At 72.8% G+C, this 26,681-nt stretch carries 8 protein-coding genes and 3 pseudogenes; 4 read left to right on the plus strand and 7 right to left on the minus strand.

The annotated features are described in order from the left end of the window. Positions 1-13: 13 nt before the first annotated feature. Together NEH16_RS31575 and NEH16_RS31580 are read right to left on the minus strand one after the other, a co-directional pair. Positions 14-1,762: an acyl-CoA dehydrogenase gene (locus NEH16_RS31575; RefSeq protein ID WP_265546544.1), complete on the minus strand. Its 1,749-nt coding sequence runs from the start codon at positions 1,760-1,762 to the stop codon at positions 14-16. Further along, positions 1,756-3,540: a fatty acyl-AMP ligase gene (locus NEH16_RS31580; protein WP_265546545.1), complete on the minus strand. Its 1,785-nt coding sequence runs from the start codon at positions 3,538-3,540 to the stop codon at positions 1,756-1,758. Before NEH16_RS31580 ends, NEH16_RS31575 begins: the two co-directional genes overlap by 7 nt. A 244-nt stretch (positions 3,541-3,784) precedes the next feature. Between NEH16_RS31580 and NEH16_RS31585 the strand changes: the two are divergent. From NEH16_RS31585 to scpA, 4 genes and pseudogenes are all read left to right on the plus strand, one after another. Beyond that, a pseudogene (locus NEH16_RS31585) lies at positions 3,785-3,982 on the plus strand (AfsR/SARP family transcriptional regulator); the annotation flags it as partial. Positions 3,983-4,158: 176 nt separating this feature from the next. Next, positions 4,159-6,429, plus strand: a complete 2,271-nt coding sequence (locus NEH16_RS31590; RefSeq protein WP_265546547.1) for an AfsR/SARP family transcriptional regulator — start codon at positions 4,159-4,161, stop codon at positions 6,427-6,429. A gap of 81 nt (positions 6,430-6,510) precedes the next feature. After that, positions 6,511-8,379, plus strand: a complete 1,869-nt coding sequence (locus NEH16_RS31595) for a methylmalonyl-CoA mutase family protein (protein WP_265546548.1) — start codon at positions 6,511-6,513, stop codon at positions 8,377-8,379. After that, complete coding sequence (scpA, locus tag NEH16_RS31600; RefSeq protein ID WP_265546550.1) at positions 8,369-10,564, plus strand: methylmalonyl-CoA mutase; 2,196 nt, start codon at positions 8,369-8,371, stop codon at positions 10,562-10,564. The genes NEH16_RS31595 and scpA overlap by 11 nt, the downstream gene beginning before the upstream one ends. 78 nt (positions 10,565-10,642) lie before the next feature. Here scpA and NEH16_RS31605 read toward each other — a convergent pair whose 3' ends face one another. The 5 genes and pseudogenes from NEH16_RS31605 to NEH16_RS34025 all read right to left on the minus strand — a co-directional run. Next, positions 10,643-11,479 (minus strand): alpha/beta hydrolase, encoded by an 837-nt coding sequence (locus tag NEH16_RS31605; RefSeq protein ID WP_265546551.1) that lies wholly within the window; start codon positions 11,477-11,479, stop codon positions 10,643-10,645. Continuing rightward, on the minus strand, positions 11,473-11,664 hold the full coding sequence (locus NEH16_RS31610; protein WP_265546552.1) for a 3-oxoacyl-[acyl-carrier-protein] synthase III C-terminal domain-containing protein: 192 nt from the start codon (positions 11,662-11,664) through the stop codon (positions 11,473-11,475). Before NEH16_RS31610 ends, NEH16_RS31605 begins: the two co-directional genes overlap by 7 nt. Before the next feature lie 362 nt (positions 11,665-12,026). Then, a pseudogene (locus tag NEH16_RS33760) lies at positions 12,027-12,344 on the minus strand (3-oxoacyl-ACP synthase); the annotation flags it as partial. Between the two features lie 186 nt (positions 12,345-12,530). Continuing rightward, a complete protein-coding gene (locus NEH16_RS34020) occupies positions 12,531-13,925 on the minus strand; it encodes a beta-ketoacyl reductase (RefSeq protein WP_430523784.1) in 1,395 nt (464 codons plus the stop codon). Between the two features lie 552 nt (positions 13,926-14,477). Beyond that, positions 14,478-26,681: pseudogene (locus tag NEH16_RS34025) on the minus strand (SDR family NAD(P)-dependent oxidoreductase); the annotation flags it as partial.

The raw sequence follows: 26,681 nt of genomic DNA on the forward strand, positions 1-26,681 counted from the left end.
CAGGCCGGCCGGGTCAGCCGGGAAGGGGGACGTTGTACAGGTCGTAGCTGCGCTGGTCGCCGAAGCGGGCGAGGACCTCCTGGTGGATCCGGGCCGTGCACTCGGCGGGCACCTCGACTACGGGGGCGCCCAGGCGCCGGGCGATGTGGTGCAGGGCCAGGGCCGCCCAGGCGGGGTCGGCGAGGAAGGGGTCGCGGCCCGCGTCGCTGTGCCGCCACACGCCGAGGACGGCCGCGGCGGCGAGCACCAGGACGTACCGGTCGGTGAGCGTGAACCAGACCGGGCTGACGGGGGTTCCGCCGCCGGGCGGGGGCAGGGCCAGCACCCGGGTGCGCAGGTCCCGCAGCTCGTCGACCAGCTGCCCGGCGAGTGCGCGCAGGGCGCGCTCGACGGGGTTCCGGCCGGTCAGCGTCCCCGCGGTCTCCACGAGGGAGGCGCTGAGGCTGTCGCGGCCGCAGGCCAGCGCCAGCTGCTCGTAGCCGAACGGGGGCAGCGGGGCTCCCGGCTCGAACAGGGCGTCGGAGGCGGGCTGTTCGCGGAACCAGGACCGGGCGGCCAGTGCCGGGAGCTGGGGGATGATCGTGGCCTGGCAGGCGACGGTCCCCGCGTGTCCGAGGCTGACCACGGGCACGTCCCGCAGGTGCTTCTGGAAGACGCCGACGGTGCCGCCCCGGGTGTAGATCTGCGAGCCGAGGACGGTGGACAGGTCGTACATCGTGTCGCTGAGCACGCGCGGCAGCAGCGACTTGACGGCGGCCGAGTAGACGCTGGTCTCGGCCGGGTGCAGGTGCAGGGCGCGGGTGGCGACGACGGCCAGGCAGTCGTAGAACAGCAGGTTCACGAAGGCGTTCGCCAGCGTGGTCGCGGTGTGTTCGGGATCGAGGGGGGCGCCGTGCCCGGGTTTCTGGGTGCGGTCGACGAGGACGGCGGTGCGCAGGCAGGTGTCCACGGCGGCGGCGACCAGGGAGGCCATGAGGGTGCGGCTCATCTGGAAGGACCGCAGGGAGGTGGGCACGCCGCTGCCGAGCGGCCCGAGCAGGGTCTGCTCGGGCACCGGGCAGTCCTCGAACGCGACGGAGTCGAAGTGGCAGCCGCGCATGCCGGTACGGGGGCGGCGGCGGGTGACCCGGTAGCGGTCGGGCGGCAGGGTCCGCGGGTCCAGCAGGAGGGCGGAGTGGCTGCCGCTGCCGGGGCGGTCGTCCGTCCGGCAGAACAGCACGAGGGCGTCGGACCGGTGCAGGTTGTTGACGACGGACTTGGCGCCGCTCACGGACAGGCCGGCCGGGGTGCGGGTGGCGGCCACCTGGCTGCGGACGAAGTCGTTGGTGTGGGCGGTCTCGTGCTGGGCGATGGCCGCTTTGGAACCGGACAGCAGCAGCTCGGCGAGCCAGCCGCGCTGGGTCCCGCTGCCGCTCATCCACACGTCCGACGCGGCCATGAAGGTGCTCATGCCGTAGCCGGCGCCGAGGGCGGCGTCGCGCCGGAAGACGGGGCGCATCACGCGCAGCAGGGTCTCGGCGGAGTCGAAGCGCCCGCCGAGTTCGCGCGGCACGTACTCGGCGTTCAGGCCGAACGCGTCGAGGAGGGCTTCGGCGTCGGCGGACAGCGTGCCGAGCCGGTCGGCGACCAGCAGCTTCGCGTACCCGGTGGGATTGCGGGCGTCCGTGGGGTCTCCCAGCAGGACTTCCAGCTCGGCGGCCCGGTCCCCCGTCGGCGCGCCGGGGGTGCCGGGCCGGGGGTCGAGCGCGAGGGTGCTCACCACGGGAGGTCCTGGGCCCGGCGGGCCGCCGACGCGGGGAGGACGTCGTCGTCGGCCGGCGGGCGGGGGGTGTCCACCAGGGCGCGCACGGCGGGGTCGAGGACTTCGTGGAGGCTGGAGAGGCTGCCCCTCAGGAACAGCTTCCGCATCAGCGCGCGCTGGATCTTGCCGCTCGTGGTGCGGCGCAGGGTGCCGGGCCGGACCAGGACGACGTTGCCGACGGGCACGTCGAAGTCCCGTCCGGCCAGGGTCTGGATCCGGCAGGTCAGGTCCTGGAGCCGTGCCGTGTCGGTGTGGGGGACGCGCACCTCGTGCACGATGACGAGCTGTTCGCGGCCGGTGTCCACGGTGAAGACCGCACCGTGCCCGGCTCCGAGCGCCGGGTCGATCTCGCGGACGGCCCATTCGACGTCCTGGGGGTAGATGTTGCGGCCGTTGAGGATGATGACGTCCTTCAGGCGTCCGGTGACGTACAGCTCGCCGTCCTCGACGACGCCCAGGTCCCCGGTGCGCAGGAATCCGGAGTCGCCGCCCGCCAGGACCGCGTGAAAGGTGTGCGCGGTCTCGGCGGGGCGCCGCCAGTAGCCCTGGGCGACGCTGTCGCCGCGCAGCCAGATCTCGCCCACCCGGCCGCCGGGCAGCGGGCTGCCGCTGACGGGGTCCACGATCCGCAGGTCGAAGTCCTGGTCGACCGGGCCGCTGGAGACCAGGGTGCGGGAAGGTTCGCCGGGCCCGGGGGTGCGCAGTTCGTCGCGTTCGAGGGCGGCCGGGTCGAAGGCGCGGTGGCGGTACGGGGCGCCCGGGGTGGTTCCGGAGACGACGAGGGTGGCTTCGGCGAGTCCGTAGGCCGGGTACATGCTTCCGGGGCGCAGGCCCGCGGCGGCGAACCGGGCGGCGAAGGCGTCGAGGGTGTCGGCGCGGACCGGTTCGGCACCGTTGAGGGCGAGTCGCCAGCCGGAGAGGTCGAGTCCGGCGAGCTGGGCGTCGGTGACCCGCCGCAGGCACAGGTCGTAGCAGAAGTTGGGTCCGCCGCCGATGGTCACCCCGTGTTCGGAGATCATGCGGAGCCAGTTGACGGGCCGTTTGAGGAAGGCGGTGGCGGACATCTGGACGGACGCGGAACCCAGCCACAGGGGGTGCAGCAGGTGCGCGATCAGGCCCATGTCGTGGTAGTGCGGCAGCCAGCTGCCGAACCGGTCGGCGGGTGAGGTGCCGAGCGCCCGTCCGATGGCCGCCTCGTTGGCGAGGAGGTTGCGGTGGCTGACCATGACACCGCGCGGCCGGGAGGTGGAGCCGGAGGTGTACTGGAGGAAGGCCAGGTCGTCGGGGCCGGTCGCGGGCGGTTCCCAGTCCTGTGCGGCCGAGGTCGCGCCGACGACGTCGGAGGCCAGGACGACGGCTTCGGCGCGGGTCTCCATGGCGAGCCACAGGGACACTTCGGCGGCGCTCGCCGCATCGGTGAGGACGAGCCGCGCGCCGGTGTCCTTGATGATCCCGGAGACCCGGTGCAGGCGCTCGCCCCGGTCGCCGGGGAGCGGGGCGGGCACCGCGATGGCGCCCGCGTAGAGGCAGCCGACGAAGGCCTTGAGGAATTCGGGGCCCTGCGGGTGGAGCAGCAGCACCGGCTGGCCCTGGGCACCGTGGGAGCGCAGCCGGACGGCCAGGCTGCGCGCGGCGGCGTCGAGGTCCGCGTACGAGAGCCGTTCCTCGACCGGGCCCGCGGCCGTGTCGCGCAGGAAGATGTGCGCGTCCGCCTCGCCCAGGGCCCGCGCCCGATCCATGATCAGCTCGGTAAACGTTCGGTACTCGGTCAACGTAGGCCCCCTCATGGTGCGCTCGGGGCAGCAGCGGTACGCCCTCGTCCGCTCCCACCTGGGCGCCCGCATCGTCCGTTCCGCGGCTAAAGCGGGGCTTGCAGCGTGCGTGTGCGGGGGTTGCGGCGCCCGGTTCAGGGGGGCACCTGTCCGGAGCCGGGGTGGGTGGCGTGCCTAGCCTGGCCATCGAAAATCAGCCGGGGGAGGGCGTATGCGTTTTCGAATACTGGGGCCGCTGGAGGTCGGCGGGGCCGGGGGGCCGGGGCCGGACTCCGGGGGCTCGAGAAATCTGACACCGCGCGCCGCGAAGATCCGGGTGGTCCTGGCCGCGCTTCTGGTACGGGCGAACGAGATCGTCTCCGTGGACACCCTGATCGACGAGCTGTGGGGCGAGGAGCCGCCCCGTACGGCCACCACCACGTTGCAGGTGTACGTGTCCCAGCTGCGCAAGCTGCTGGACGAGGCGGACGCCGAGTACGGCAGGGACGCGCTGGTGACCCGGGCCCCGGCTACGAACTGCGGCTGGACCCCGCGCAGCTGGACCTCACCGTCTTCCAGGAGCTGTACGAGCGCGGGCAGGAGCGGATGGAGCAGCGCGAGTACGAGGCCGCTTCGCGGCTTCAGCGCCAGGCCCTGGCGCTGTGGCGCGGCCCGCTGCTTTCGGACACCCCGCACGGTCCGCTGCTGGACGGTACGGCGGTACGGCTGACGGAGGTGCGGACGGCGGCACTGGAACAGCGGATCCGGGCCGACCTCCACCTGGGACGGCAGCAGGCCCTCATCGGCGAGTTGCAGTCGGTGGTCGCGGAGTTCCCGCTGCGGGAGGAGTTCTTCGCCCATCTGATGGTCGCCCTGTACCGGTCGGGGCGGCAGGCGGACGCCCTCCAGGTCTTCTCCCGGCTGCGGCGCGGGCTGGTGGAGGAGCTGGGCATCGATCCCGGGCTCGAACTCCAGACGCTGCACCGGCAGATCCTGGGCGGCGACCCCGAGCTGCTGCGGCCGACGGGGGACGGCGGCACAGCCGGGGGCCCGGGGGCGGACCGTGCCCGGATCTCGGTTTCGGGCGCCGCGCCAGGACCGGGACCGGGGACGCCGGACGGCCCCGAGGCCCCGGCCGCGCACCGGCCCGTGGTGGAGCTGCCCCCCGCCGACCGGCTGTTCACCGGACGCGAGGAGGAGCTGGGTGCGCTGGCCTCGCTGCTGGCCGCGCCCGGTGGCCGGATCGTGGTCCTCAGCGGCCAGGTGGGCGTCGGCAAGACCGCCCTGGCCACGGAGGCGGCGCACCGGGCGGGCGAGCGCTTCCCGGGCGGCCGGGTCCTCCTCCGCATGCGGCCCGACGCGCACGAGGGCTGTGACGGCCTGGACGGTGCGGCGGCCGCCGCACGGATCGCCCGGCTGTACGGCGCCGAGGGCGCCCTGCCCGGGGACGCCCTGCCCGGGGACGCCCGCGAGCTGCGGGACCTGCTGCGGAGGCTGACCGGCGGCCGGCGCCTGCTGGTGGTCCTGGACTCGGTGGACCGTGCGGACCAGGTCGAGCCCTTGGCGGCGGCCCTGCCCGAGGCCAGGTTCCTGGTCACCTGCCGGCGGGTGCCGCCCGGGCTGGACGCGCGGGTACTCCACCTCGACGTGCCGACGCCCAGGGAGGCGCGGCGGCTGCTGGTGGCCGCCCGCCGAGGGGCCGACGCGCCGGACGAGGCGGAGGCCGCGGAGATCGCCGACCTGTGCGGGCAGCTCCCGCTGGCGCTGCGCGCCGCCGCCCGCGCCGAACCGTGCGCGGCCGCCCGGTTCCGTGGCGCGGCGGGGCGCCTCGCGGAACTCGACGCGGTGGCGCCCGGCTTCCTGGACCGGCTGGCCACGGCGTACGAAGACGTCGACAGCACGCGGCAGCGGGAGTTCCGGCTGCTGGGACTGCTGCCCGAGGGGCCCTTCGGAACGGAGTCGGCCGCCGCGGTCCTGGGCACGGACGCGGCCGGCGCACGAGCCGCGGTGGCGGAGCTGGTGGCGGCCGGGCTGGTCCGGGAGGAACTGCCGGGCGCCGGTCGCCCGGCGTGCTACCGGCTGTCCGAACCCCTGCGGCTGCTGGCGGCGGACCGGCTCGCCGCGCACGAGTCGGCGGACTCGGTACGAACGGCCACCGGCCGGCTGTGCGCCGCGTACGAGAAGGCGCTGCGCGAGACCTCCGCGGAGGTGGACGGGGCGCACTCCCTGGAGTGGCCCGCCCGGCAACGGCCCGCGTTCGTCGCGATGGTCCGGCAGGCGGCCCGGTCCGGGCTGTGGGAGCAGACCGTACGTCTGGCCGACGCGCTGACCGGTCTGCTGGAGACCCTTGCCGCGTGGGACGACTGGGAGAGCTGCCACCGGCTGGCCCTGGACGCCGCCCATCAGCTGGGCGATCTGCCGGCCCAGGCGCGGTTGCTCCGCTCGCTGGGCGACCGGGCCTGGCAGCGCCGCGAACTGCCGGCCGCCGCCGAACTGTACGAACGGGCCCTGCTGGCCGCCGACATCGCCTCCGACCTGCTCGAACGGAGCCGTGCCCTGACGGGCCTGGCCGATCTGCGGCTGGACGCGGGCGCGGTCGACGGCGCCGCGGCCCTCCTCTCCCCCGCTCTGGACGCGGCCGCGCAGGACCCCCGCGCCCGGTTCGAGGCGCTGCGGGTGATGGGGCTGCTCGCGGTCGAGTGCGGGCGCCCGGCCACCGCGGAGGAGCACTTCGGCCAGTGCCTGTCCGAGGCGGTGGTCCTGGGGGACGCCCGTCTGGAGTCCTATGCCCGGCGCCGGCTGGCGGCCCTGCGCGCCCCGGCCCCGGACTGCTCGGAGGTCCGCCCGGGGGTCTGGCGGCTGCGTTCGGCGGCGTAGGCGGGCGGGGCGGGACCGGCCGGGCGGTGTCCGTTCGTCGGCTACGGCCCGGGTTTAGCGGAGCGCCCTAGCATCCGCGCCATGACGGTCCTGCCTGACGACGGGCTCTCCCTGGCCGCCGAGTTCCCCGACCCGACACATGAGCAGTGGCAGCGCCTGGTAGAGGGCGTGCTGCGCAAATCGGGCAGGGACGCCTCCGGCGACGGCGCGGAAGAAGCATTGTCCACCCAGCTCCAGGACGGGCTCACCGCCCGTCCGCTGTACACCGCGCGCGACAGCCTGCCCGAACCGGGCGCCGTGGGCCTTCCCGGCTTCGCCCCCTTCGTCCGCGGCGGCAGATCCGCGGGCAACGCCGCGAGCGGCTGGGACGTGCGCCAGCGCCTCACGGGCACCGACCCCGCGCGGGTGAACGAGGCCGTGCTCGCCGATCTGGAGAACGGCGGCACCTCGCTCTGGCTCCCCGTCGGCGCCGACGGCATCCCGGTCGGGGGCCTCGCCCCGGCCCTGGCCGGGGTCCACCTGGACCTCGCGCCCGTGGTGCTGGACGCCGGCGCCGCCCACGCGGAGGCGGCACGCGCGTTCCTGGACCTGTGTGCCGAGCGCGGGATGCCCGCCACGTCGGTCCGCGCGAACCTCGGGGCCGATCCGCTGGGCCACGAGGCCCGGACCGGCGAGCCGCTCGACCTCGCCGCCGCCGCCGAGCAGGCCCGGACCATCGCCTCCGGGTATCCCCTGGTCCGTACGCTGACCGTGGACGTCCTGCCGTACCACGAGGCGGGCGGCAGCGCCGCTCAGGAGCTGGGCCTGTCCCTGGCCACCGGGGTCGCCTACCTGCGCGCCCTCACCGAGCACGGCCTGAGCGCGGAAGCGGCCCTGGGCCAACTGGAGTTCCGGTACGCGGCCACCGCCGACCAGTTCCTGACGATCGCCAAGCTGCGGGCGGCGCGCCGGCTGTGGGCGCGGGTCGCCGAGGCATCGGGCGCCCCGGCGGCCGGGGCCCAGCTCCAGCACGCGGTGACCTCACCGGTGATGATGACCCGGCGTGACCCGTGGGTGAACATGCTGCGCACCACCGTGGCCGGTCTGGCCGCCGGGGTGGGCGGCGCGGACGCGGTGACCGTGCTGCCGTTCGATCACGCGCTGGGCCTGCCCGACGCGTTCGCCCGGCGCATCGCCCGTAACACCTCCTCCATCCTGCTGGAGGAGTCCCACCTCGCCCGCGTGATCGACCCGGCGGGCGGCTCGTACTACGTCGAGCGCCTCACCGACGAACTCGCGCACGCCGCCTGGGAGTTCTTCCGGACCGTGGAGCAGGCGGGCGGTCAGGCGGCCGCGCTGCGCTCGGGCCTGGTCGCCGAACGGCTCGCCGCCACCTGGGCCGAACGCCGGAAGGGCCTGGCCGAGCGCCGCGAACCGCTCACCGGCGTCAGCGAGTTCCCCCTCCTGGCCGAGAAGCCGGTGATCCGTGAGCCCGCACCCGCGGCTCCGGTCGGCGGCCTCCCCCGCGTCCGGTGCGACGAGGACTACGAAGCGCTGCGCGCCCGGAGCGACGCCCATCTGGCGGCGACCGGGAGCAGGCCGCGTGTGTTCATCGCCGCGCTGGGCCCGGCGGCGGTGCACACCGCGCGGGTCTCCTTCGCGTCGAACCTGTTCCGGGCGGGTGGCATCGAACCCGTCCACGAGCCGGTGTCCGTCGACCCTTCGACCGTCGCCGAGGCGTACCTCGCGAGCGGTGCGGACGCGGTCTGTGTGTGTTCCAGCGACGCGCTGTACGAGGAGCAGGCCGAGGCGGTCGTCGAGGCGCTCGTCGGGGCGGGTGCGCCGCTGGTGTTCCTGGCCGGCCGCCCACGGGCGTATCGCGGTGTGGACGCGTACGTCTTCGCGGGATGCGATGCGGTCGCCGTACTGGCCCTTGCCCTCGACCGTATGGACGTGACCCATGAGCAGTAGGAACAGCATCCCCGACTTCTCCACCCTGGACCTGGGCTCCCCCGCTCCCGCCGGCTCGGAGGACCTGTGGGAGGCGGCGGTGAAGGAGACCACCGGGTCCGCCCCGGCCGACCTGGTGTGGGAGACCCCGGAAGGCATCGGCGTCAAGCCGCTGTACACCGGGCACGATGTGGAGGGTCTGGACTTCCTCGGTACGTATCCGGGGATCGCGCCGTATCTGCGGGGCCCGTATCCGACGATGTACGTCAACCAGCCGTGGACGATCCGGCAGTACGCGGGTTTCTCGACGGCGGAGGAGTCCAACGCGTTCTACCGGCGGAATCTGGCGGCCGGGCAGAAGGGCCTTTCGGTCGCCTTCGACCTGCCGACGCACCGGGGGTACGACAGCGACCACCCCCGCGTGACGGGCGACGTCGGCATGGCCGGTGTCGCAATCGACTCGATCTACGACATGCGCCAGCTCTTCGACGGCATCCCGCTCGACCGGATGTCGGTCTCGATGACGATGAACGGGGCCGTGCTGCCGGTCCTCGCGCTCTACATCGTGGCCGCCGAGGAGCAGGGCGTACCGCCGGAGAAGCTGGCCGGGACCATTCAGAACGACATTCTGAAGGAGTTCATGGTCCGCAACACCTACATCTATCCGCCGAAGCCGTCGATGCGGATCATCTCCGACATCTTCTCGTACACCTCGCAGAAGATGCCGCGCTACAACTCGATCTCCATCTCCGGCTACCACATCCAGGAGGCCGGGGCGACGGCCGATCTGGAGCTGGCGTACACCCTGGCCGACGGGGTCGAGTACCTGCGCGCGGGGCAGAACGCGGGGCTCGACGTCGACGCGTTCGCGCCACGGTTGTCCTTCTTCTGGGCGATCGGCATGAACTTCTTCATGGAGATCGCGAAGCTGCGCGCCGCCCGGCTGTTGTGGGCCAAGCTCGTGCAGCAGTTCGATCCGAAGAACGCCAAATCACTCTCCCTGCGCACCCACTCGCAGACCTCGGGCTGGTCGCTGACCGCGCAGGACGTCTTCAACAACGTCACCCGCACCTGCGTCGAAGCGATGGCCGCCACGCAGGGCCACACTCAGTCGCTGCACACCAACGCTCTGGACGAGGCGCTGGCCCTGCCCACCGACTTCTCCGCCCGCATCGCCCGCAACACCCAACTCCTCCTCCAGCAGGAATCCGGCACCGGTCGCGTCATCGACCCGTGGGGCGGCAGCGCCTACGTGGAGAAACTGACGTACGACCTGGCGCGGCGGGCCTGGCAGCACATCGAGGAGGTCGAAGCCGCAGGCGGCATGGCCAAGGCCATCGACGCCGGCATCCCCAAGCTCCGCATCGAGGAAGCCGCCGCCCGCACCCAGGCCCGCATCGACTCCGGCCGCCAGCCCGTCATCGGCGTCAACAAATACCGCGTCGAGACCGACGAACAGATCGACGTCCTCAAGGTCGACAACACCTCCGTCCGCGCCCAGCAGATCGAGAAGCTGCGCCGACTGCGCGAGGAACGCGACGAACAGGCATGCCGGGCGACCCTGCACGCGCTGACCGCCGCCGCCGACCGGGGCGACGGCAACCTCCTCGCCCTGGCCGTGGACGCCGCCCGCGCCAAGGCCACCGTCGGGGAGATCTCCGATGCCCTGGAGAAGGTGTACGGCCGGCACGCGGGCCAGATCCGTACGATCTCCGGCGTGTACCGCCACGAGGCAGGCGGATCTCCTCGCGTCGAGCGCACCCGCGCCCTCGTCGGCCGGTTCGAGGAGGCCGAGGGGCGCCGTCCCCGCGTCCTGGTCGCCAAGATGGGCCAGGACGGTCACGACCGGGGCCAGAAGGTGATCGCGACCGCCTTCGCCGACCTGGGCTTCGACGTGGACGTCGGCCCGCTCTTCCAGACCCCGGGCGAGGTCGCCCGGCAGGCGGTCGAGGCGGACGTCCACATCGTGGGCGTCTCGTCCCTGGCCGCCGGCCACCTCACCCTCGTCCCCGCGTTGCGGGAGGCGCTCGCGGCCGAGGGCCGCGAGGACATGATGGTGGTCGTCGGTGGCGTCATTCCGCCCGCCGACATCCCCACGCTCCTCGGCATGGGCGCCACCGCGGTCTTCCCACCCGGGACGGTCATCCCCGACGCGGCCCATGATCTGGTGCAGCGGCTCGCCGCCGAACTCGGTCACGAGCTGTAGCGCTGCCGCCCCCACGACGACTGCCGCTCGCGGTCACCTCGACGGTGACCACGAGCGGCAGTCGCTTTCCGGCGGGAGTCAGGACGCGGTCAGGACCTCGTGGAGGCGGACCGCGAAGGCCGTGGGGTGGGTCTTGAGGCCGTTGTGGCCGCCGGGGACGGATTCCAGCGGGGTGCCCAGGCGGTCCGCCAGATTCCGGGCGCAGCGGTAGGACCAGCTGCGGTCGGAGGGGCGGCCGGCCAGGGGGACGATGCGGGTCGGTCCGGACTTGAGGGCGTCGAGGTCGGCTTCGGACATCAGGTGGTGGCGGTAGGAGCCGATCTCGTGGGCGAGGAAGAACTCGATGTTGGCGAGCTGTTCGGGGGTCATGGGCGCCGGTACGACGTCGGGTTCGGCGTCCTGGGCGGTCACGTCGATGTCGTTGAACCGGGCCATGTGGGCCAGTGCGGGGCCCCAGCCGGAGGTGCGGTAGTCGCTCTCGGCGGCGGCGATCAGGCCGGCGGCCGCCTCCCGGTCGGCGCCCGTGAGCAGGGCCAGTTCGGACGGCTCGTGCGCCGCGTACACCGACACCAGGTCGGGCCGGCGCGCGGTCAGGTGCAGACCGATGACTCCGCCGACGCTGTGGCCGAACAGCAGCGAGGGCCCGTCCGCGAGTGCTTCCATCAGCAGCGCCAGGTCCTCGGTGTGCACCTGCGGGCCCAGTTCGGGGGCGGGGTCGCCCACGGCGGAGCGGGACATGCCGCGCCGGTCGTAGGTGATGACCGTGCAGCGGTCGGAGAGCCGCTCGACGAGGGCCGCGGTGCGGCGCGCGTCGCCACCGCCGCCGTCCATCAGGAACAGCAGCGGGCCGGTCCCGGTCTTCTCGTAGTACAGCTCGGTGCCCGGTACGGACACATGGGCGGTCGTGGTCACCATGCGGGAACTTCCTTGATCGTTACGACCCCGGCGGAGCTGATCCAGCCGGGTCCCTGGGAGAGCAGCAGGACGTGGTCACCGGGTGCGAGCTCGCCGGTGCGCACCAGGTGGTCGAGGGAGATGACCAGGTCGGCGGCGCCGACGTGGCCGACGGAGCGGCCGAAGTCCCAGCTGGAGCGGGACATCGGGAGGCCGAGGGGGCCATGACCGAGAACTCGATCATGCGCCCGTCCTGGTTGATGGGGATGACGCGGGCGATGTCGGAGGCGTTCAGCCCGGCGTCGACCAGCGAGCGGTGCACGATGTCGAGGTCGAACGCGCCGATCCGTTCGACGGTCTCCGCGAGCGACATCTCCCGCTCGTTGAACAGGGCGGCCCGCTCGGCCACGGCCAGCCGTTCGCCCGCCCCGTCCTGCGGCGGCAGCAGCGACTCGTCGCCGCGGTGCCACGCCTCTAGTTCGGGCAGCGTCCCGGAGTTGACCGAGCGCACCTCGGCGAAGCCGTCCTCGCTGCTGAGCACGGCAGCGGCTGCCCCGTCGGCGAGGATGTAGGAGTCGCCGAAGCCGCGCCAGCGGTCGATCAGCGGGGTGGCGAAGTTCTGCGCGGTGGTCAGCAGCGCCGTCTCCACCTCGGCGGCGCCGGTCATCTGCCCGACCGCGACCTCCAGCGCGGCGAGCATGCCGTTGCAGCCCTGCCGGATGTGCAGCGACGGCACCTGCCCGACCCCGAGTTCGCGCAGGACGTACGCGGGCGGATAGGACCCGTCGGGCCCCTGGTAGTAGACGCCGCTGTGTATATGCGACTCGACGTCCTCGGCGTCCAGGCCGGACCGTTCCAGTGCCTGCCGGGCGGCGGTGACCGCCATGTCGAGCGCCGGTATCCCGTCCGACACATGGGTGCCGGTCAGACCGCTCGCCTTGTACACCTCCTCGTCGTAGAGGCCGTCCGCGACCGCGTCCTCGGCACTCGTCCGGCGGGGCAGGAACACCCCGACCGAGCTGATGTACACGCCTTCCACTCTCACGCCATGTCTCCTTGGTGACTCGGCTGTCTATCGGCCGAAGATCTGCTGCTTGATGTGCTGGGCCAGCTCAGCCGAGGTGGGCTGGTCGAAGACGACACCGGGCGGCATGCGCAGCGCGGTGACGTCGTTGAGGGCGTTGCGCAGGGCGAGTGCCGAGAGCGAGTCGAAGCCCATGTCCCGGAACTTGCGGTCGGCGTCGATGGCGTCGCCCGATCCGTGGCCGAGCACGTTCGCCGCGTGTTCCCGTACGAGGTCCAGGAGCAGGGCGTCGCATCCGGCGGCGTCGAGGGCGAGCAGCCGCTGCTTGAAGCCGCCGGCCCCGGCGGGGCCCTCCTTGACGGTGCGTCGGGCCGGTCCGCGGACCAGGCCGCGCCACAGGGCGGGCAGCCGGTCGGCCGCGGCGAGGGCGGCCAGTGCCTCGAAGTCCGGCTCGGCCACGACGACTCCGGCCGCGTTGACCGCCGTCGCGGCCTCCAGCAGCTCCCCGTCGACGGGTCCGGCCGTCCCGGGGCGCCCGGACAGGGCCACGGCCGTGGTCCCGCCGCTGCGCAGCACCCGCGCCCAGGCTTCCAGGAAGGCTCCGGTGGCCCCTTCCTCCTCGGAGAGCATGACGTAGGCGGCGTCGGGCCCGGCCGCCCCGCGCAGTGCCTGGGCGGTACGGGCCGCGTGGGCCGCCTCCGCCGATGCGTCCGTGTTCGGGTCCACGGCGTGGACGACGGCGATGACCGGGTGGGCCGGGGGAACTGCGGCGAGGGCGTCCGCCAGGGCCGTCGGGTCGGCCGGGGCCACGGTCACCCGGGCGCCGGCGGCGGTGAGCCCGGCTTCGAAGTCCGCCGTGTCCCGCGCGCCGACCAGCAGCAGGTTCCGCACTCCGTGCCGTTCCGCCAGCCGGCGGGCGTACGGCTCGGCCTGCCGGCCGACGACGAGGACCGTGCCCTCGGGGTCGTACGCGGGCCAGGTGCCGGCGACCGCCGGGGCGAGCCGGGGCACCTTGAGGGTGCTGCGGCGCAGGGCCAGCTGGTCGTGGCCCGCGGCGATGGCCTTGACCAGGGAGCGCCACGACGCCTTGCTCCCGTCGGTGTCGGCCAGGACGAAGCGGTCCGGGTCCGTCTCCTGGGCGGCGCGGATCAGGCCCCATACCGCCGCGGCGGCGGGGTCGCCGCCCTGCGGTGCCGAGGCCGCGGTGGCGTCCTTGGTGAGGAACACCAGCCGGGAGCCGGCGAACCGGGTGTCCGCGAGCCAGGTGCGGACGCGCTGTGCCGCCTCTTCCACGCCCCGTCGTACGGATGTGGCGATGTCTCCGTCGGCGGTGGCCGCCACGGACACCAGGACGACGTCGGGCGCGGGTGCGCCCTCCGCCTCGATCCGGGCCGCCAGGGCGTCCAGGCCGGGGTGGGCCTCGGCATAGGTGCCCGCGGCCATGAGCCCGGAGCGGGCCCGGAAGACGTCCTCGCCGACCACCGCCCAGCTGTGCGGGGCCGCTTCGGCCACCGGGGCGGGCTTCTCGTCGGTCCATTCGACGGTGTACTGGCCGCCGCGCTGGGCGAATGCCGCCTGCCGGATCCGGTCGTCGGCCCTGGTCCCGTCGTCGGCCCCGGTCTCCAGCAGCAGCGCGCCGACGGTGGCGACGGGCGCCCCGCTGCCGTCCGCGATCTCGACGGCGACGCCGAGGGGTTCGTCGGCGGTGGGCCTGACGCGCACGCGCAGGGTGGTGGCGCCGACGGCGTGCAGCGTGACGTCGCGCCACCGCACCGGGGTGGCCCCGGCCGGGAGACCGGTCAGGACGGCGGAGCCGAGCGCCGCCTCCAGCAGGGCGGGATGCAGGGCGTACCCCGCCGGGTCGTGCCCCTCGCCGGAGACGATCTCGGCGTACAGCTCTCCGTCCCGCCGCCAGGCCGCCCGTATGCCGGGCAGCGGACCCGCGTCGAGCGGTTCGGCGTCGAGCGGCGGCCAGACCTCCAGGTCCCAGCCCGGGGCGGGCTCTTCGGCGGCCAGGACGGCCGTGGCGTGCCGGGTCCAGGCGGTGCCGGGAGCCCTGCCCTCGCGGCGGGAGTGCACGGACAGCCTGCGCAGCCCGTCGTCCTCCGGCTCTCCGACCTCGACCCGCAGCTGCACGCCGCCCCTGCGGGGTACGACGAGGGGTTCGTGGAGCGTGAGTTCGTCCACCCGGCCGGTGCCCGCCTCCTCGCCGGCCCGCAGGGCCAGCTCCAGGAACGTGGCACCGGGCAGGGTCTCCGCGTCGCCGAGCCAGGGCTGGGCGGTGAGGGAGAGGCGCCCCGTGTAGAGCAGTGATCCGGAGCCCGGCAGCTCGACCGCCGCGCCGAGGAGCGGGTGCGGGACCGCACCGGGGCCCAGGTCGGAGACGGTGGGGGCGGCGGCGCGGGAGGCGGAGAGCCAGTAGTGCTGACGCTGGAAGGGGTAGGTGGGCAGGTCGACCGGGTGGGTGACCTCGGGAAGCTGCGGGGTCCAGTCGACGGGGACGCCGTGGGCCCATGCCTGGCCGAGGGAGAGCAGGAACCGTTCCAGGCCGCCCTCGTCCCGGCGGAGCGACGGCACCGCGAGCGCGGCGACCGCGCCGGCGGCCTCGAAGGTCTCCTGGAGGCCGATCGTCAGGACCGGGTGAGCGCTCGACTCGATGAACGTGGTGAAACCGTCAGCGAGCAACTTCCACGTCGTCTTCTCGAACTCGACCGTCTGACGCAGGTTCCGGTACCAGTACTCCGCATCCAGTGCCGCGCTGTCGATCACTTCGTTCGTGACGGTGGAGTAGAACGGGATCTCCGGTATCCGGGGAGCAACCGGCGCCAACAGCTGCGCCAGCTCGGCCTGGATGGACTCCACATGCGGGGAGTGCGAGGCGTAGTCCACCGCGATACGACGCGAACGCACCCCGTCCACGTCGAGCACCGCGACCAGCTCGTCCAGGGCGCTGTCCGTGCCCGAGACCACCGTGGACGACGGGCCGTTGACCGTGGCCACACCCAGGTCGTCCGCCCATCGCGTCAGATACGGGCGCACCGCGTCGGCGGGCAGCGCGACCGAGAGCATCCCGCCCCGGCCGGCCAGGGCCTTGATCGCCCGGCTCCGCAACGCCACCACCAGCGCGCCGTCCTCCAAGGACAGCGCACCCGACACGACAGCCGCCGCGATCTCACCCTGCGAGTGCCCCACCACCGCGTCCGGGACCACCCCGTAAGAACGCCATACTTCGGCGAGGGAGACCATCACCGCCCACAACGCGGGCTGGATCACGTCCACCCGCTCCAGCAGGCCCTCCGGATCGCCTTCCAGCAGTACCGGCAGCAGATCCCAGTCCGTGTGCACGGACAGGGCACGCGCGCAGTCCTCCAGGCGAGCCCGGAACGCCGGCGACGCCTCGAACAGGCCCGCCGCCATCCCGATCCACTGCGAACCCTGACCCGGGAAGACGAACACCGTGCGGCCCGTGACCGCCTCACCCGTCACCACCGAGCCGGCCGCATCGCTCCCGGCCAGTGCGCCGAGACCCGCAAGAAGCTCTTCGCGCCCACGGCCGAGCACCACGGCCCGGTAGTCGAAACGCTCACGCGAGTCGACCAGGGCGGCAGCCACCGCCCCGACCGGCTCCTGCGGATTGCGCTCGACGAAGCCCGCGAGCCGCACGGCCTGCTCGCGCAGAGCCGCCGGGCTCTTCGCGGAGACCACCCACGGCACATCCGCCGGCGCCTCCGTCTCGACCCGGGACTCCAGCTCCGGGCCTGCTCCAGGATCATGTGCGCGTTCGTGCCCGAGATACCGAACGACGACACGGCCGCGCGGCGCGGGCGGTCCACCTCGGGCCACGGCCGCTGCTCGGTCAGCAGCTCCACCGATCCCTGGGACCAGTCCACGTGCGACGTCGGCGCGTCCACCCCCAGGGTCTGCGGAAGGATTCCCTCCCGCAGGGCCAGCACCATCTTGATGACGCCGGCGGCGCCGGAGGCGGCCATGGTGTGGCCGATGTTGGACTTCAGCGAGCCGAGCCACAGCGGCTGGTCGGCCGAGTGCTCCTGCCCGTACGTCGCGAGCAGCGCCTGCGCCTCGATCGGGTCGCCGAGCTTGGTCCCCGTACCGTGCGCGTCCACGACGTCGACGTCCGTACCCGTCAGGCCCGCATTGGCCAGCGCCTGGCGGATCACGCGCTGCTGGGAGGGGCCGTTGGGTGCGCTGAGCCCGTTGCTCGCACCGTCCTGGTTGACCGCCGAACCCTTGATCAGGGCGAGCACCGGGTGGCCGTTGGCCTGGGCATCGGACAGCCGCTCCAGCAGCAGGACGCCCGCGCCCTCGCCCCACGCCGTCCCGTCGGCCGCGTCCGCGAACGCCTTGATGCGGCCGTCGGTGGCCAGGCCGCGCTGGCGGCTGAACTCGGTGAACATGCCGGGCGTGGCCATCACCGAGACGCCGCCCGCGACGGCGAGCGAGCACTCTCCGCCGCGCAGGGACTGCGCGGCCTGGTGCAGGGCGACCAGCGAGGAGGAGCAGGCCGTGTCCACGGTGATCGCGGGGCCTTCGAGGCCGAGGAAGTAGGCGAGGCGGCCGGATATGACACTGGTGGTCTTGCCGGTGAGCAGCAGGCCGTCGACTCCTTCCGTGGCCTCGTGCATGAGGGAGCCGTACTCCTGGAAGAGTGCGCCGACGAACACCCCGGCCTGGCTGCCCTGGACCGACTCCGGCGGGATGCCCGCGCGTTCGAACGCCTCCCAGGCGGTCTCCAGCAGCAGGCGCTGCTGCGGGTCCATGGCAAGCGCCTCACGCGGCGAGATCCCGAAGAAGTCGGCGTCGAACTCGGCCGCCTCATAGAGGAAGGAGCCCTTGCGGACATAGCTCTTGCGGGAGCGGTCGGGGTCGGCGTCGTACAGGGCCTCCAGGTCCCAGCCGCGGTCGTCGGGCAGGTCGGCGGCGGTGCCGGCGCCCGCGGCGAGCAGTTCCCACAGTTCCTCGGGCGAGGACACCCCGCCGGGCAGCCGGCAGCCGAGGCCGATGATGGCTATGGGGTCGTCGGCGGTCCCGGCGCCGTCGGTCGGCGGGCCCTGGCGTACGGCCGCCGGGGCCGCGGTCGTGTCCTCGACGCCGAGCAGGCCGCGCAGGTGGGCGACCATCGCGTCCGGGGTCGGATGGTCGAAGACGGCGGTGGCGGACAGGCGCAGCTTGGTCGCCTCACCGAGCCGGTTGCGCAGTTCGACGGAGGAGAGGGAGTCGAAGCCGAGCGTCTTGAACTTGCTGTCGGGGCGGATCGACGCCGGGGAGGAGTGCCCCAGCACGGTCGCCGCGTTGGTCCGTACGAGGTCCAGCAGGGCCCGGTCCAGGTCGCTGCCGGTGAGTCCGGCGAAGCGGTCACCGGCAGCCCCGGCGGCGGCCGACGCGGCGGCCCGGCGCGCCGTACGAGCGCGGACGAGCCCGGAGAGCACGGGCGCCAGCGAGCCGCGGTCGGCCTGGGTGCGCAGCCGGGCGAGGTCGAGACGGGCCGGGACCAGGGCGGCGCCGGGGTCGGCGAGCGCCCGGTCGAAGAGGGCCAGCCCCTCGGCCGAGCCGAGCGGCACCAGACCGGCCCGCGTCATGCGGGCCAGGTCGGCCTCGTCCAGGTCACCGGTGAGTTCGCTGCGCTGGTCCCAGAAGCCCCAGGCCAGCGAGGTGGCGGGGAGGCCGGCGGCCCGGCGGTGCGCGGCGAGGGCGTCGAGATAGGTGTTGGCGGACGCGTAGTTGGCCTGGCCTGCGCCTCCGATGGCCCCCATCACGGAGGAGAAGAGGACGAAGGCGGCGAGGTCGGTGTCGCGGGTGAGTTCGTGCAGGTGCCAGGCGGCGTCGGCCTTGGGCCGCAGGACGGTGTCGATGCGCTCGGGGGTGAGCGCCGTGACCGTGCCGTCGTCGAGGACGCCCGCGGTGTGAATGACCGCGGTGAGGGGGTGGTCGGTCGGGACGGTGGCCAGGAGGGCGGCGAGGGCGTCGCGGTCGGCGGTGTCGCAGGCGGCCAGGGTGACGGTCGCGCCGAGGGCTTCCAGTTCGGCCCGCAGCGTGTCGGCCCCGGGGGCGTCCGCGCCCCGGCGGCTGGTCAGGAGGAGGTGGCGGGCCCCGTACGCGGTGACCAGGTGGCGGGCGAAGAGCGCGCCGAGGGCACCGGTGCCGCCGGTGACCAGGACCGTTCCCTCGGGGTCGAGTGCGGGCGGCACGGTCAGCACGATCTTGCCGACGTTCTGCGCCTGGCTCAGGAACCGGAAGGCCTCCGGGGCCCGGCGGATGTCCCAGGCCCGGACCGGCGAGTGGTGCAGTGCGCCCGACTCGAAGAGGGCGACGATCTCGGTCAGCATGTGCCGGAACCTCTCGGGGTCCCGGTGCGCGACCTCGATCAGGTCGAACGCCTGGTAGGCCACCCCGGGATGGGCGGCGGCGACCTCGTCCGCGTCGCGGATGTCGGTCTTGCCCATCTCCACGAAGCGCCCGCCGCGCGGCAGCAGCCGTAGCGAGGCGTCCACGAACTCCCGCGCCAGGCAGTCGAGTACGACGTCCATGCCGCGGCCGTCCGTCGCCTCCCGGAACCGGTCCTCGAAATCGAGGGTGCGCGAGGAGGCGATGTGGGCGTCGTCCAGGCCGGAGGCCCGCAGCGCGTCCCACTTGGTGGGTCCGGCGGTGCCGTAGACCTCGGCGCCCAGGTGGCGGGCGAGCTGCACGGCCGCCATGCCGACTCCGCCGGCGGCGGCGTGTACGAGAAGGGTCTCGCCGGACCGCAGCCCGGCGAGTTCGACCAGGCTGTGGTAGGCGGTGCCGAAGACGATGGGCATGGCGGCCGCGTCCTCGTACGACCACTGGTCGGGGATACGTACGACGAGCCGGTGATCCACGACCGATACGGGTCCGAAGGAGCCGGGCAGCATGCCGGTGACCCGGTCGCCGACGGCGAGACCGGTGACGTCCGCGCCGGTCTCGGTGATCACACCGGCGCCCTCGGTGCCCATGGACGCCTCGCCCGGATAGACGCCGAGCGCGATCAGCACGTCACGGAAGTTGAGCCCGGCGGCCCGGACCGCGACCCGCACCTCCAGCGGCCCGAGCGGGGCGGCCGCCTCGGCGCCGGTCACCAGGGTGAGGGCCTCCAGGGTGCCGCGGGCGGTGACGTCCAGGTGCCAGGGCTCGTCCCCGGCCGGCGGGAGCAGGATGTCGGCGCGCCCCGCCGCACGGGCGAGGCGCGGGACGAGCACCTTGCCCGCGCGCAGGGCGAACTGCGGCTCGCCGCCGCCGAGTGCGGCCGTCAGGGCCGTGGCGGACGCCGGGTCCTCGTCCATGTCCACGAGGACGAAGCGCCCGGGGTTCTCCGTCTGGGCGGTGCGCAGCAGACCCCAGACGGGTGCGTACGCCGGTGCCTCGGGCGCGGTCGCGGAGTCCGTCGCGACGGCCCCGCGCGTCACGACGACCAGGCGGGCGTCGGCGAACCGGTCCTCGGCGAGCCACTGCTGTACGGCGGTGAGCACCTGGTGGACGGCGGCCCGGGCGGCGTCCGGCGTGCACCGGTCGTCCGTCTCGCCCGGGGTCAGGAACAGCAGGGCGTCGGTGGAGTCCCCGTCCGTCCACGCGTCGCGGAGAGCGGTGAGGTCCGCGTGCCGGGTGGCCCGTACGGAAGCGGGCCCGGCCCCGACGACGGCGAACGGCCGCGCGTCGGCGTCCTGGGCGGCATGCGCCGGGGTCCAGTCCAGGTGGAACAGCGCGTCGTCGGCGCCACCGGGACCCTGCCCCAGCTGGGCAGGGGCCACCTCTCGGAGTGCGAGGGAGGTGATGGTGGCGACGGGTTGTCCGGTGGTGTCGGTGATGTGGAGGGTGATGCTGTCGGTGTGGGCGGGGGTGATGTGGACGCGGACGGTGGTGGCGCCGGTGGCGTGGAGGTGGATACCGGACCAGGCGAACGGGAGACGGGGGCGGGCAGTTCGGTGCCGGGGGTGAGGAGTGCGGTGTGGAGGGTGGCGTCGAGGAGGGCGGGGTGGATGCCGAAGGTACCGGCGTCGCTGTGCTGGTCCTCGGCGAGCGCGACCTCGGCGAAGACCTCGTCGCCATTGCGCCATGCGGCCTGGACGCCCTGGAACGCGGGCCCGTACTCGTAACCGGCTGCCGCCAGCTCCTCGTACAGCGCGCTCGTGTCCACCCGGACCGCCCCGGCCGGGGGCCACACTCCATCGGCCGGTGCGCCGGGGACGCCGCCGTGGCCCAGCTCGCCGGTGGCATGGCGGGTCCAGAGGGTGCCCTCGGTGTCGGGGCGGGAGTGGATGCCGATGCTGCGGCGGCCGTGCTCGTCGGGCTCACCGACCTCGACGCGCAGGAGGACGGCGGTGGAACCGGCGAGGACGAGGGGGGCTTGCAGGGTGAGTTCTTCGACGGTGTCGCAGCCGGTCTCGTCGGCCGCGTGCAGCGCGAGGTCGACAAAGGCGGTGCCGGGCAGCAGGACCGTGCCGGAGACGGCGTGGTCGGCGAGCCACGGGTGCGACTTCAGCGAGAGCCGCCCGGTGAGGACGGTGCCGTCGGAGCCGGCCAGGTCGACGACGGCACCCAGGAGCGGGTGCGCGGCGGTGGTGAGCCCGGCCGTGGACACGTCGCCGGTCGTCTTGACGGGGTCGAGCCAGTAGCGGGTGCGCTGGAAGGGGTAGGTGGGGAGGTCGAGCGGGTGCTGGGGCTCGGGGAGGGCTGTGGACCAGTCGACGGGGACGCCGTGGGTCCATGCCTGACCGACGGACAGCAGGAACCGTTGCAGGCCGCCTTCGTCCCGGCGGAGTGACGGCACCGCGAGCGCCGTGGTCGCGTCGGCGGCCTCGAAGGTCTCCTGGAGGCCGATCGTCAGGACCGGGTGAGCGCTCGATTCGATGAACGTGGTGAAGCCGTCCGCGAGCAGGGCCCGGGTCGTCTTCTCGAACTCGACCGTCTGGCGCAGGTTTTGGTACCAGTACTCCGCGTCCAGGATCGCGTCCTCGACCACCTCGTTCGTGACGGTCGAGTAGAACGGAATCTCCGGTACCCGGGGAGCAATCGGCGCCAGAAGCTCGGCCAGCTCCTCTTGGATGGACTCCACATGAGGAGAGTGCGAGGCGTAGTCCACCGCGATACGCCGCGAACGCACCCCGTCCTTGTCGAGCACCGCGACGAGTTCGTCCAGGGCGCTGTCCGTACCAGAGACCACGGTGGATGAGGGGCCGTTGACCGTGGCCACACTCAGGTCGTCCGGCCACCGCGTCAGGTACGAGCGGACCGCGTCGGCGGGCAGCGCGACGGACAGCATGCCGCCCCGGCCCGCCAGGGCGATGATGGCCCGGCTCCGCAACGCCACCACCAGGGCGCCGTCCTCCAAGGACAGCGCACCCGACACGACAGCCGCCGCGATCTCGCCCTGCGAGTGCCCCACGACCGCGTCCGGGACGACCCCGTAGGAGCGCCATGCTTCGGCGAGGGAGACCATGACCGCCCACAACGCGGGCTGGATCACGTCCACCCGCTCCAGCAGACCCTCCGGATCACCCTGGAGCAGCACCGGCAGCAGATCCCAGTCCGTATGAACCGACAGAGCACGCGCACAGTCCTCCAGGCGAGCCCGGAACGCCGGCGACGCCTCGAACAGACCCGCCGCCATACCCACCCACTGCGAGCCCTGACCCGGGAACACAAACACCGTGCGACCCGTGATCGCCTCGCCCGATGCACCGGCATCCGCGCGCAGGGCGTCAAGCAGTTCCTGACGGCTACTGCCGACCACAACCCTGCGCTGCCCGAACACCGTGCGGTGCGCGGCCAGAGCGGTCGCGACGGCACTCGGCGCGAGCGCGGGGGCACCCTCCACGAACTCCGTCAGCCGGGCCACCTGATCACGCAGGGCCTCCTCAGTCCGACCGGACACCATCCACGGCACCACACCACCCGCAGAAACCTCCGGCAGCAACGCCTCCGGAGCCTGCTCCAGGATCATGTGCGCGTTCGTGCCCGAGATCCCGAACGACGACACAGCCGCACGACGCGGGCGGTCCACCTCGGGCCACGGCCGCTGCTCGGTCAGCAGCTCCACCGCACCCTGGGACCAGTCGACGTGCGACGTGGGGTCGGTTACGTGCAGGGTCTGCGGGAGGATTCCCTCGCGCATCGCCATGACCATCTTGATCACACCACCGACACCGGCAGCGGCCATGGTGTGCCCGACATTCGACTTGAACGAGCCCAGCCACAGCGGCTGTTCGGGGGCGTGCTCCTGCCCGTACGTCGCGAGCAGGGCCTGCGCCTCGATCGGGTCACCGAGCTTGGTCCCCGTACCGTGCGCCTCCACCGCATCGACGTCCGTACCGCTCAGCCCGGCATTGGCCAGCGCCTGGCGGATCACCCGCTGCTGCGAGGGGCCATTCGGCGCGCTGAGCCCGTTGCTCGCACCGTCCTGATTGACCGCCGAACCCCTGATCACCGCAAGGACCGGGTGACCGTTGGCCTGGGCATCGGACAGCCGCTCCAGCAGCAGGATGCCCGCGCCCTCGCCCCACGCCGTCCCGTCCGCACTCGCGGAGAACGCCTTGCACCGGCCGTCCTGCGACAAACCCTGCTGCCGCGAGAACTCCACGAACATCCCCGGCGACGACATCACCGTCGCACCACCCGCCAGGGCAAGCGAGCACTCACCCCGTTGGAGCGCCTGCGCCGCCAGATGAAGGGCCACCAGGGAGGAGGAACAGGCCGTGTCCACGGTCAGCGCCGGGCCTTCCAGGCCCAGGGTGTAGGAGATACGGCCCGAAGCGACACTCGCCGTATTACCGGTAAGGAGGTACCCCTCCGTCCCCGGCACCGGCTCCGCCAGACGCGGACCGTACTCCCCCGTCATCGCACCGACAAAGACACCCGTTCGGCTGCCCTTGAGCGACTGCGGAACAATCCCCGACCGCTCCAGCGCCTCCCACGACGTCTCCAACAGCAAACGCTGCTGCGGATCCATCGCCAACGCCTCACGCGGCGAAATCCCGAAGAACTCCGCGTCGAACCCGTCCGCCCCTGCAAGAAGCCGCCATAACGCAGGTACGACTTCCCCGACACTCCACGCTCGGCGTCGTACAGACCCTCGGCATCCCAGCCACGATCCTCCGGCCAGTCCCCGATCGCATCCCGGCCTTCAGCGACCAGCCCCCACAACCCCTCCGGCGACACCACCCCACCCGGATACCGGCACGCCATACCCACAATCGCCAACGGCTCGTCGGAGCCGGAGACGGAAGCGGCGTCGGGGAGGTCGAGCGCATCGGTGGCGCCGAGCAGCGCCGTCACGATGTGGCGGGCGAGAACGGCGGGGGTCGGGTAGTCGTAGACGAGCGAGGACGGCAGAGCGATGCCGAGATCGGCGGCCAGGCGGCTGCGCAGCTCGACGGACGACAGGGAGTTGTGGCCCAGTTCCTTGAAGGGCAGGGCAGGGTCGAGCACGTCGGTCGCGTCGTACTCCAGCACATCTGCGGTGTGGCGGCAGATGAGGTCGGCGATCAGCGACTCCCGCTGCTTCTCGTTCAGCCCGCGCAGCCTGCCGGCCCAGGTCGTCCCGTCCGCCTCGGCCTCGTCGGCCTCCTGCTGCGGGGCGGAGGCGGAGGCGGAGGACGCCTGGGGGGCGTCGGGGACGTCGATCCAGTAGCGCTTGCGCTGGAAGGCGTAGGTGGGGAGCTTGACCCGGTTCCCACCCGGCAGGAGAACGCCCCAGTCGACGTCGGTCCCGCTGGAGTAGGCGGCTGCCAGGGCCCGGAGCAGTGTTCTGGCCTCGTCACGCTCGCTCTTGAGTGCGGAGGCGGCGGTGGGAGTGTCGAGGGTGTTCTGAACGAGGGACGTCAGGACCGGGTCCGGCCCGAGTTCGAGATACGTGGTGATGCCCTGGGCGTCCAGGGTGCGGATGCCGTCGTGGAAGCGGACCGCCGCACGAATCTGGCGCGCCCAGTACGCGGGGCTGGTCAGCTCGTCCGCGACCTGGCCGGTCACGTTCGATATGACCGTGATCCGGGGTTCGTTGAACGTGAGGGAGCCGATCGTCTCCTCGAACTCCGCCAGGGCCGTGTCCATGTGCGCGGAGTGGAACGCGTGCGAGACCGTGAGGCGCTTGACCTTGACCCCACGGCCACGGAACAGCTCCTCCAGGCCCCCGACCGCGTCCGCGTCACCGGACACGACAACCGCTGCCGGGCCGTTCACCGCAGCCAGCGAAACGCCCTCAACCAGTTCGGGCAGAACATCGGCTTCCGGGGCGGCGATCGCGAGCATCGCCCCGCCCGCACGGGCGGCCTGCATCAGCCGGCCCCGTACCGCGACCAGCGCACACGCGTCCTCCAGCGAGAACACCCCCGCCGCGTACGCGGCGCTCACCTCACCGATCGAGTGACCGATCAGCGCATCGGGGCGCACGCCGAACGACGAAACCAGCGTGAACAGGGAGGATTCCAGCGCGAACAGCGCGGCTTGGGTGAACCGGGTCTGATCCAGTACCGGATCGCCCTCGAACACCACGTCCTTCAGCGACCGGCCGAGATATCGGTCCAGGTACGAGCACGCCTCATCGAACGCTTGGGCGAACACCGGGAACGCCTCATACAACTCACGCCCCATCCCCGCCCGCTGGCACCCCTGCCCGGTGAACAGGAATGCCGTGCCCGCAGCGCCTGCCGCGCCCGCAGTACGAACCTTCTCCAAGCCAGCGATTAGCTCTTCGCGGTCCGCGCCCACCACCACCGCGCGGTGTTCGAAGACCGTGCGCGAGGAGACCAGCGCATACCCGACATCGAGCAGCGACGACTCAGAATCGCGTACGAACTCGGCAAGCTTGTCCGCCTGCGCGCGCAGCGCCTCCGCACTCCGCCCCGACACCACCCACGGAACCAGCCCCGGCTCCACACCCTGCGCCACAGGAGCCCGCTCGGGTGCCGGCCGCAGAATCAGGTGGCAGTTCGTCCCACCCATCCCGAACGACGACACACCCGCAACACGAGAGGCCCCCTCCCAGACGCCCGCCTCCGTCTGCACCCGCAGATTCAGCCCGTCCAAATCAATCGCGGGATTCGCGGACTCGAAGTTCAGACTCGCCGGCACCACCCCATACCGCACCGACAACGCGGCCTTGATCAGACCGACAATCCCCGCCGCGCCCTCCAAATGCCCGACGTTCGTCTTCGCCGACCCCACCACCAACGGCCCGGAACGCCCCGGCGCATTCCCCAGCACCATCCCCAAAGCCGCCGCCTCGACCGGATCACCCAACGCCGTCCCGGTCCCGTGCAACTCCACGTAACCGACCTCGCCCGGCGCCACCCCCGCCCGCTCACACGCCAGCCGCAACACCCCGGCCTGACCCTCCACACGCGGAGCCGTCAGACCATCCCCACCCCCATCATTGTTGACCGCACCCCCCGCGATCACACACACCACATCATCACCATCAGCGACCGCATCCTCCAGCCGCTTCAGAACAACAAGACCCCCACCCTCACCCCGCACATAACCATTCGCCCGACCATCGAAAACAAACGCACGCCCATCCGGCGACAACCCACCGAACTTCGACACCGCCACCGAAGACTCCGGCGCCAGCATCAAATTCACCCCACCCGCCAACGCCAACGACACCTCACCACGACGCAACGCCTCACACGCCTGATGAACCGCCACCAACGCCGACGACTGACCCGAATCCACCACCAACGACGGACCCGTCAAACCCAACAGAAACGACACCCGATTCGCGATCACACTCCGCGCAAGACCCGTCGACGTGAAAGCACCAATCCCCTCCACACCACCCCGCCGCGCCAAAACCGCGTAATCGTCCGCCATCGCCCCCACGAACACACCCGCGGCAGACCCCCGCACCGAACCCGCCACCACACCGGCGTCCTCGAACGCCTCCCACGCCAACTCCAACACCAACCGCTGCTGCGGATCCATCGCCACAGCCTCACGCGGCGAAATACCAAAAAACCGCGCGTCAAAACCATCAACCCGACTCAAAAACCCCGCACGCCGAGCCACCGACTTCCCCACCACCGACGGATCGGGATCATAAAAACCCTCCCCGTCCCAACGGTCCGAAGGGACCTCGCCCACCGCATCGAGCCCACCGACCAGCCCTTCCCAAAACTCCCCCGGCCCACCCTCGGCACCCGGGAAACGGCACGACATTCCGACAACGGCAAT

The sequence above is a fragment of the Streptomyces drozdowiczii genome (assembly GCF_026167665.1).
Taxonomy (GTDB): Bacteria; Actinomycetota; Actinomycetes; order Streptomycetales; family Streptomycetaceae; genus Streptomyces; species Streptomyces drozdowiczii_A.

Bases quoted from the DNA above. Each gene is read 5' to 3' on its own strand.
- NEH16_RS31580 (WP_265546545.1), bottom strand. From the start codon at position 3,540: ATGGATCGGGCGCGGGCCCTGGGCGAGGCGGACGCGCACATCTTCCTG.
- NEH16_RS31590 (WP_265546547.1), top strand. From the start codon at position 4,159: ATGGAGCAGCGCGAGTACGAGGCCGCTTCGCGGCTTCAGCGCCAGGCC.
- NEH16_RS31595 (WP_265546548.1), top strand. From the start codon at position 6,511: ATGACGGTCCTGCCTGACGACGGGCTCTCCCTGGCCGCCGAGTTCCCC.
- scpA (WP_265546550.1), top strand. From the start codon at position 8,369: ATGAGCAGTAGGAACAGCATCCCCGACTTCTCCACCCTGGACCTGGGC.
- NEH16_RS31605 (WP_265546551.1), bottom strand. From the start codon at position 11,479: ATGGTGACCACGACCGCCCATGTGTCCGTACCGGGCACCGAGCTGTAC.
- NEH16_RS31610 (WP_265546552.1), bottom strand. From the start codon at position 11,664: ATGTCCCGCTCCAGCTGGGACTTCGGCCGCTCCGTCGGCCACGTCGGC.
- NEH16_RS34020 (WP_430523784.1), bottom strand. From the start codon at position 13,925: ATGGCCGCGGGCACCTATGCCGAGGCCCACCCCGGCCTGGACGCCCTG.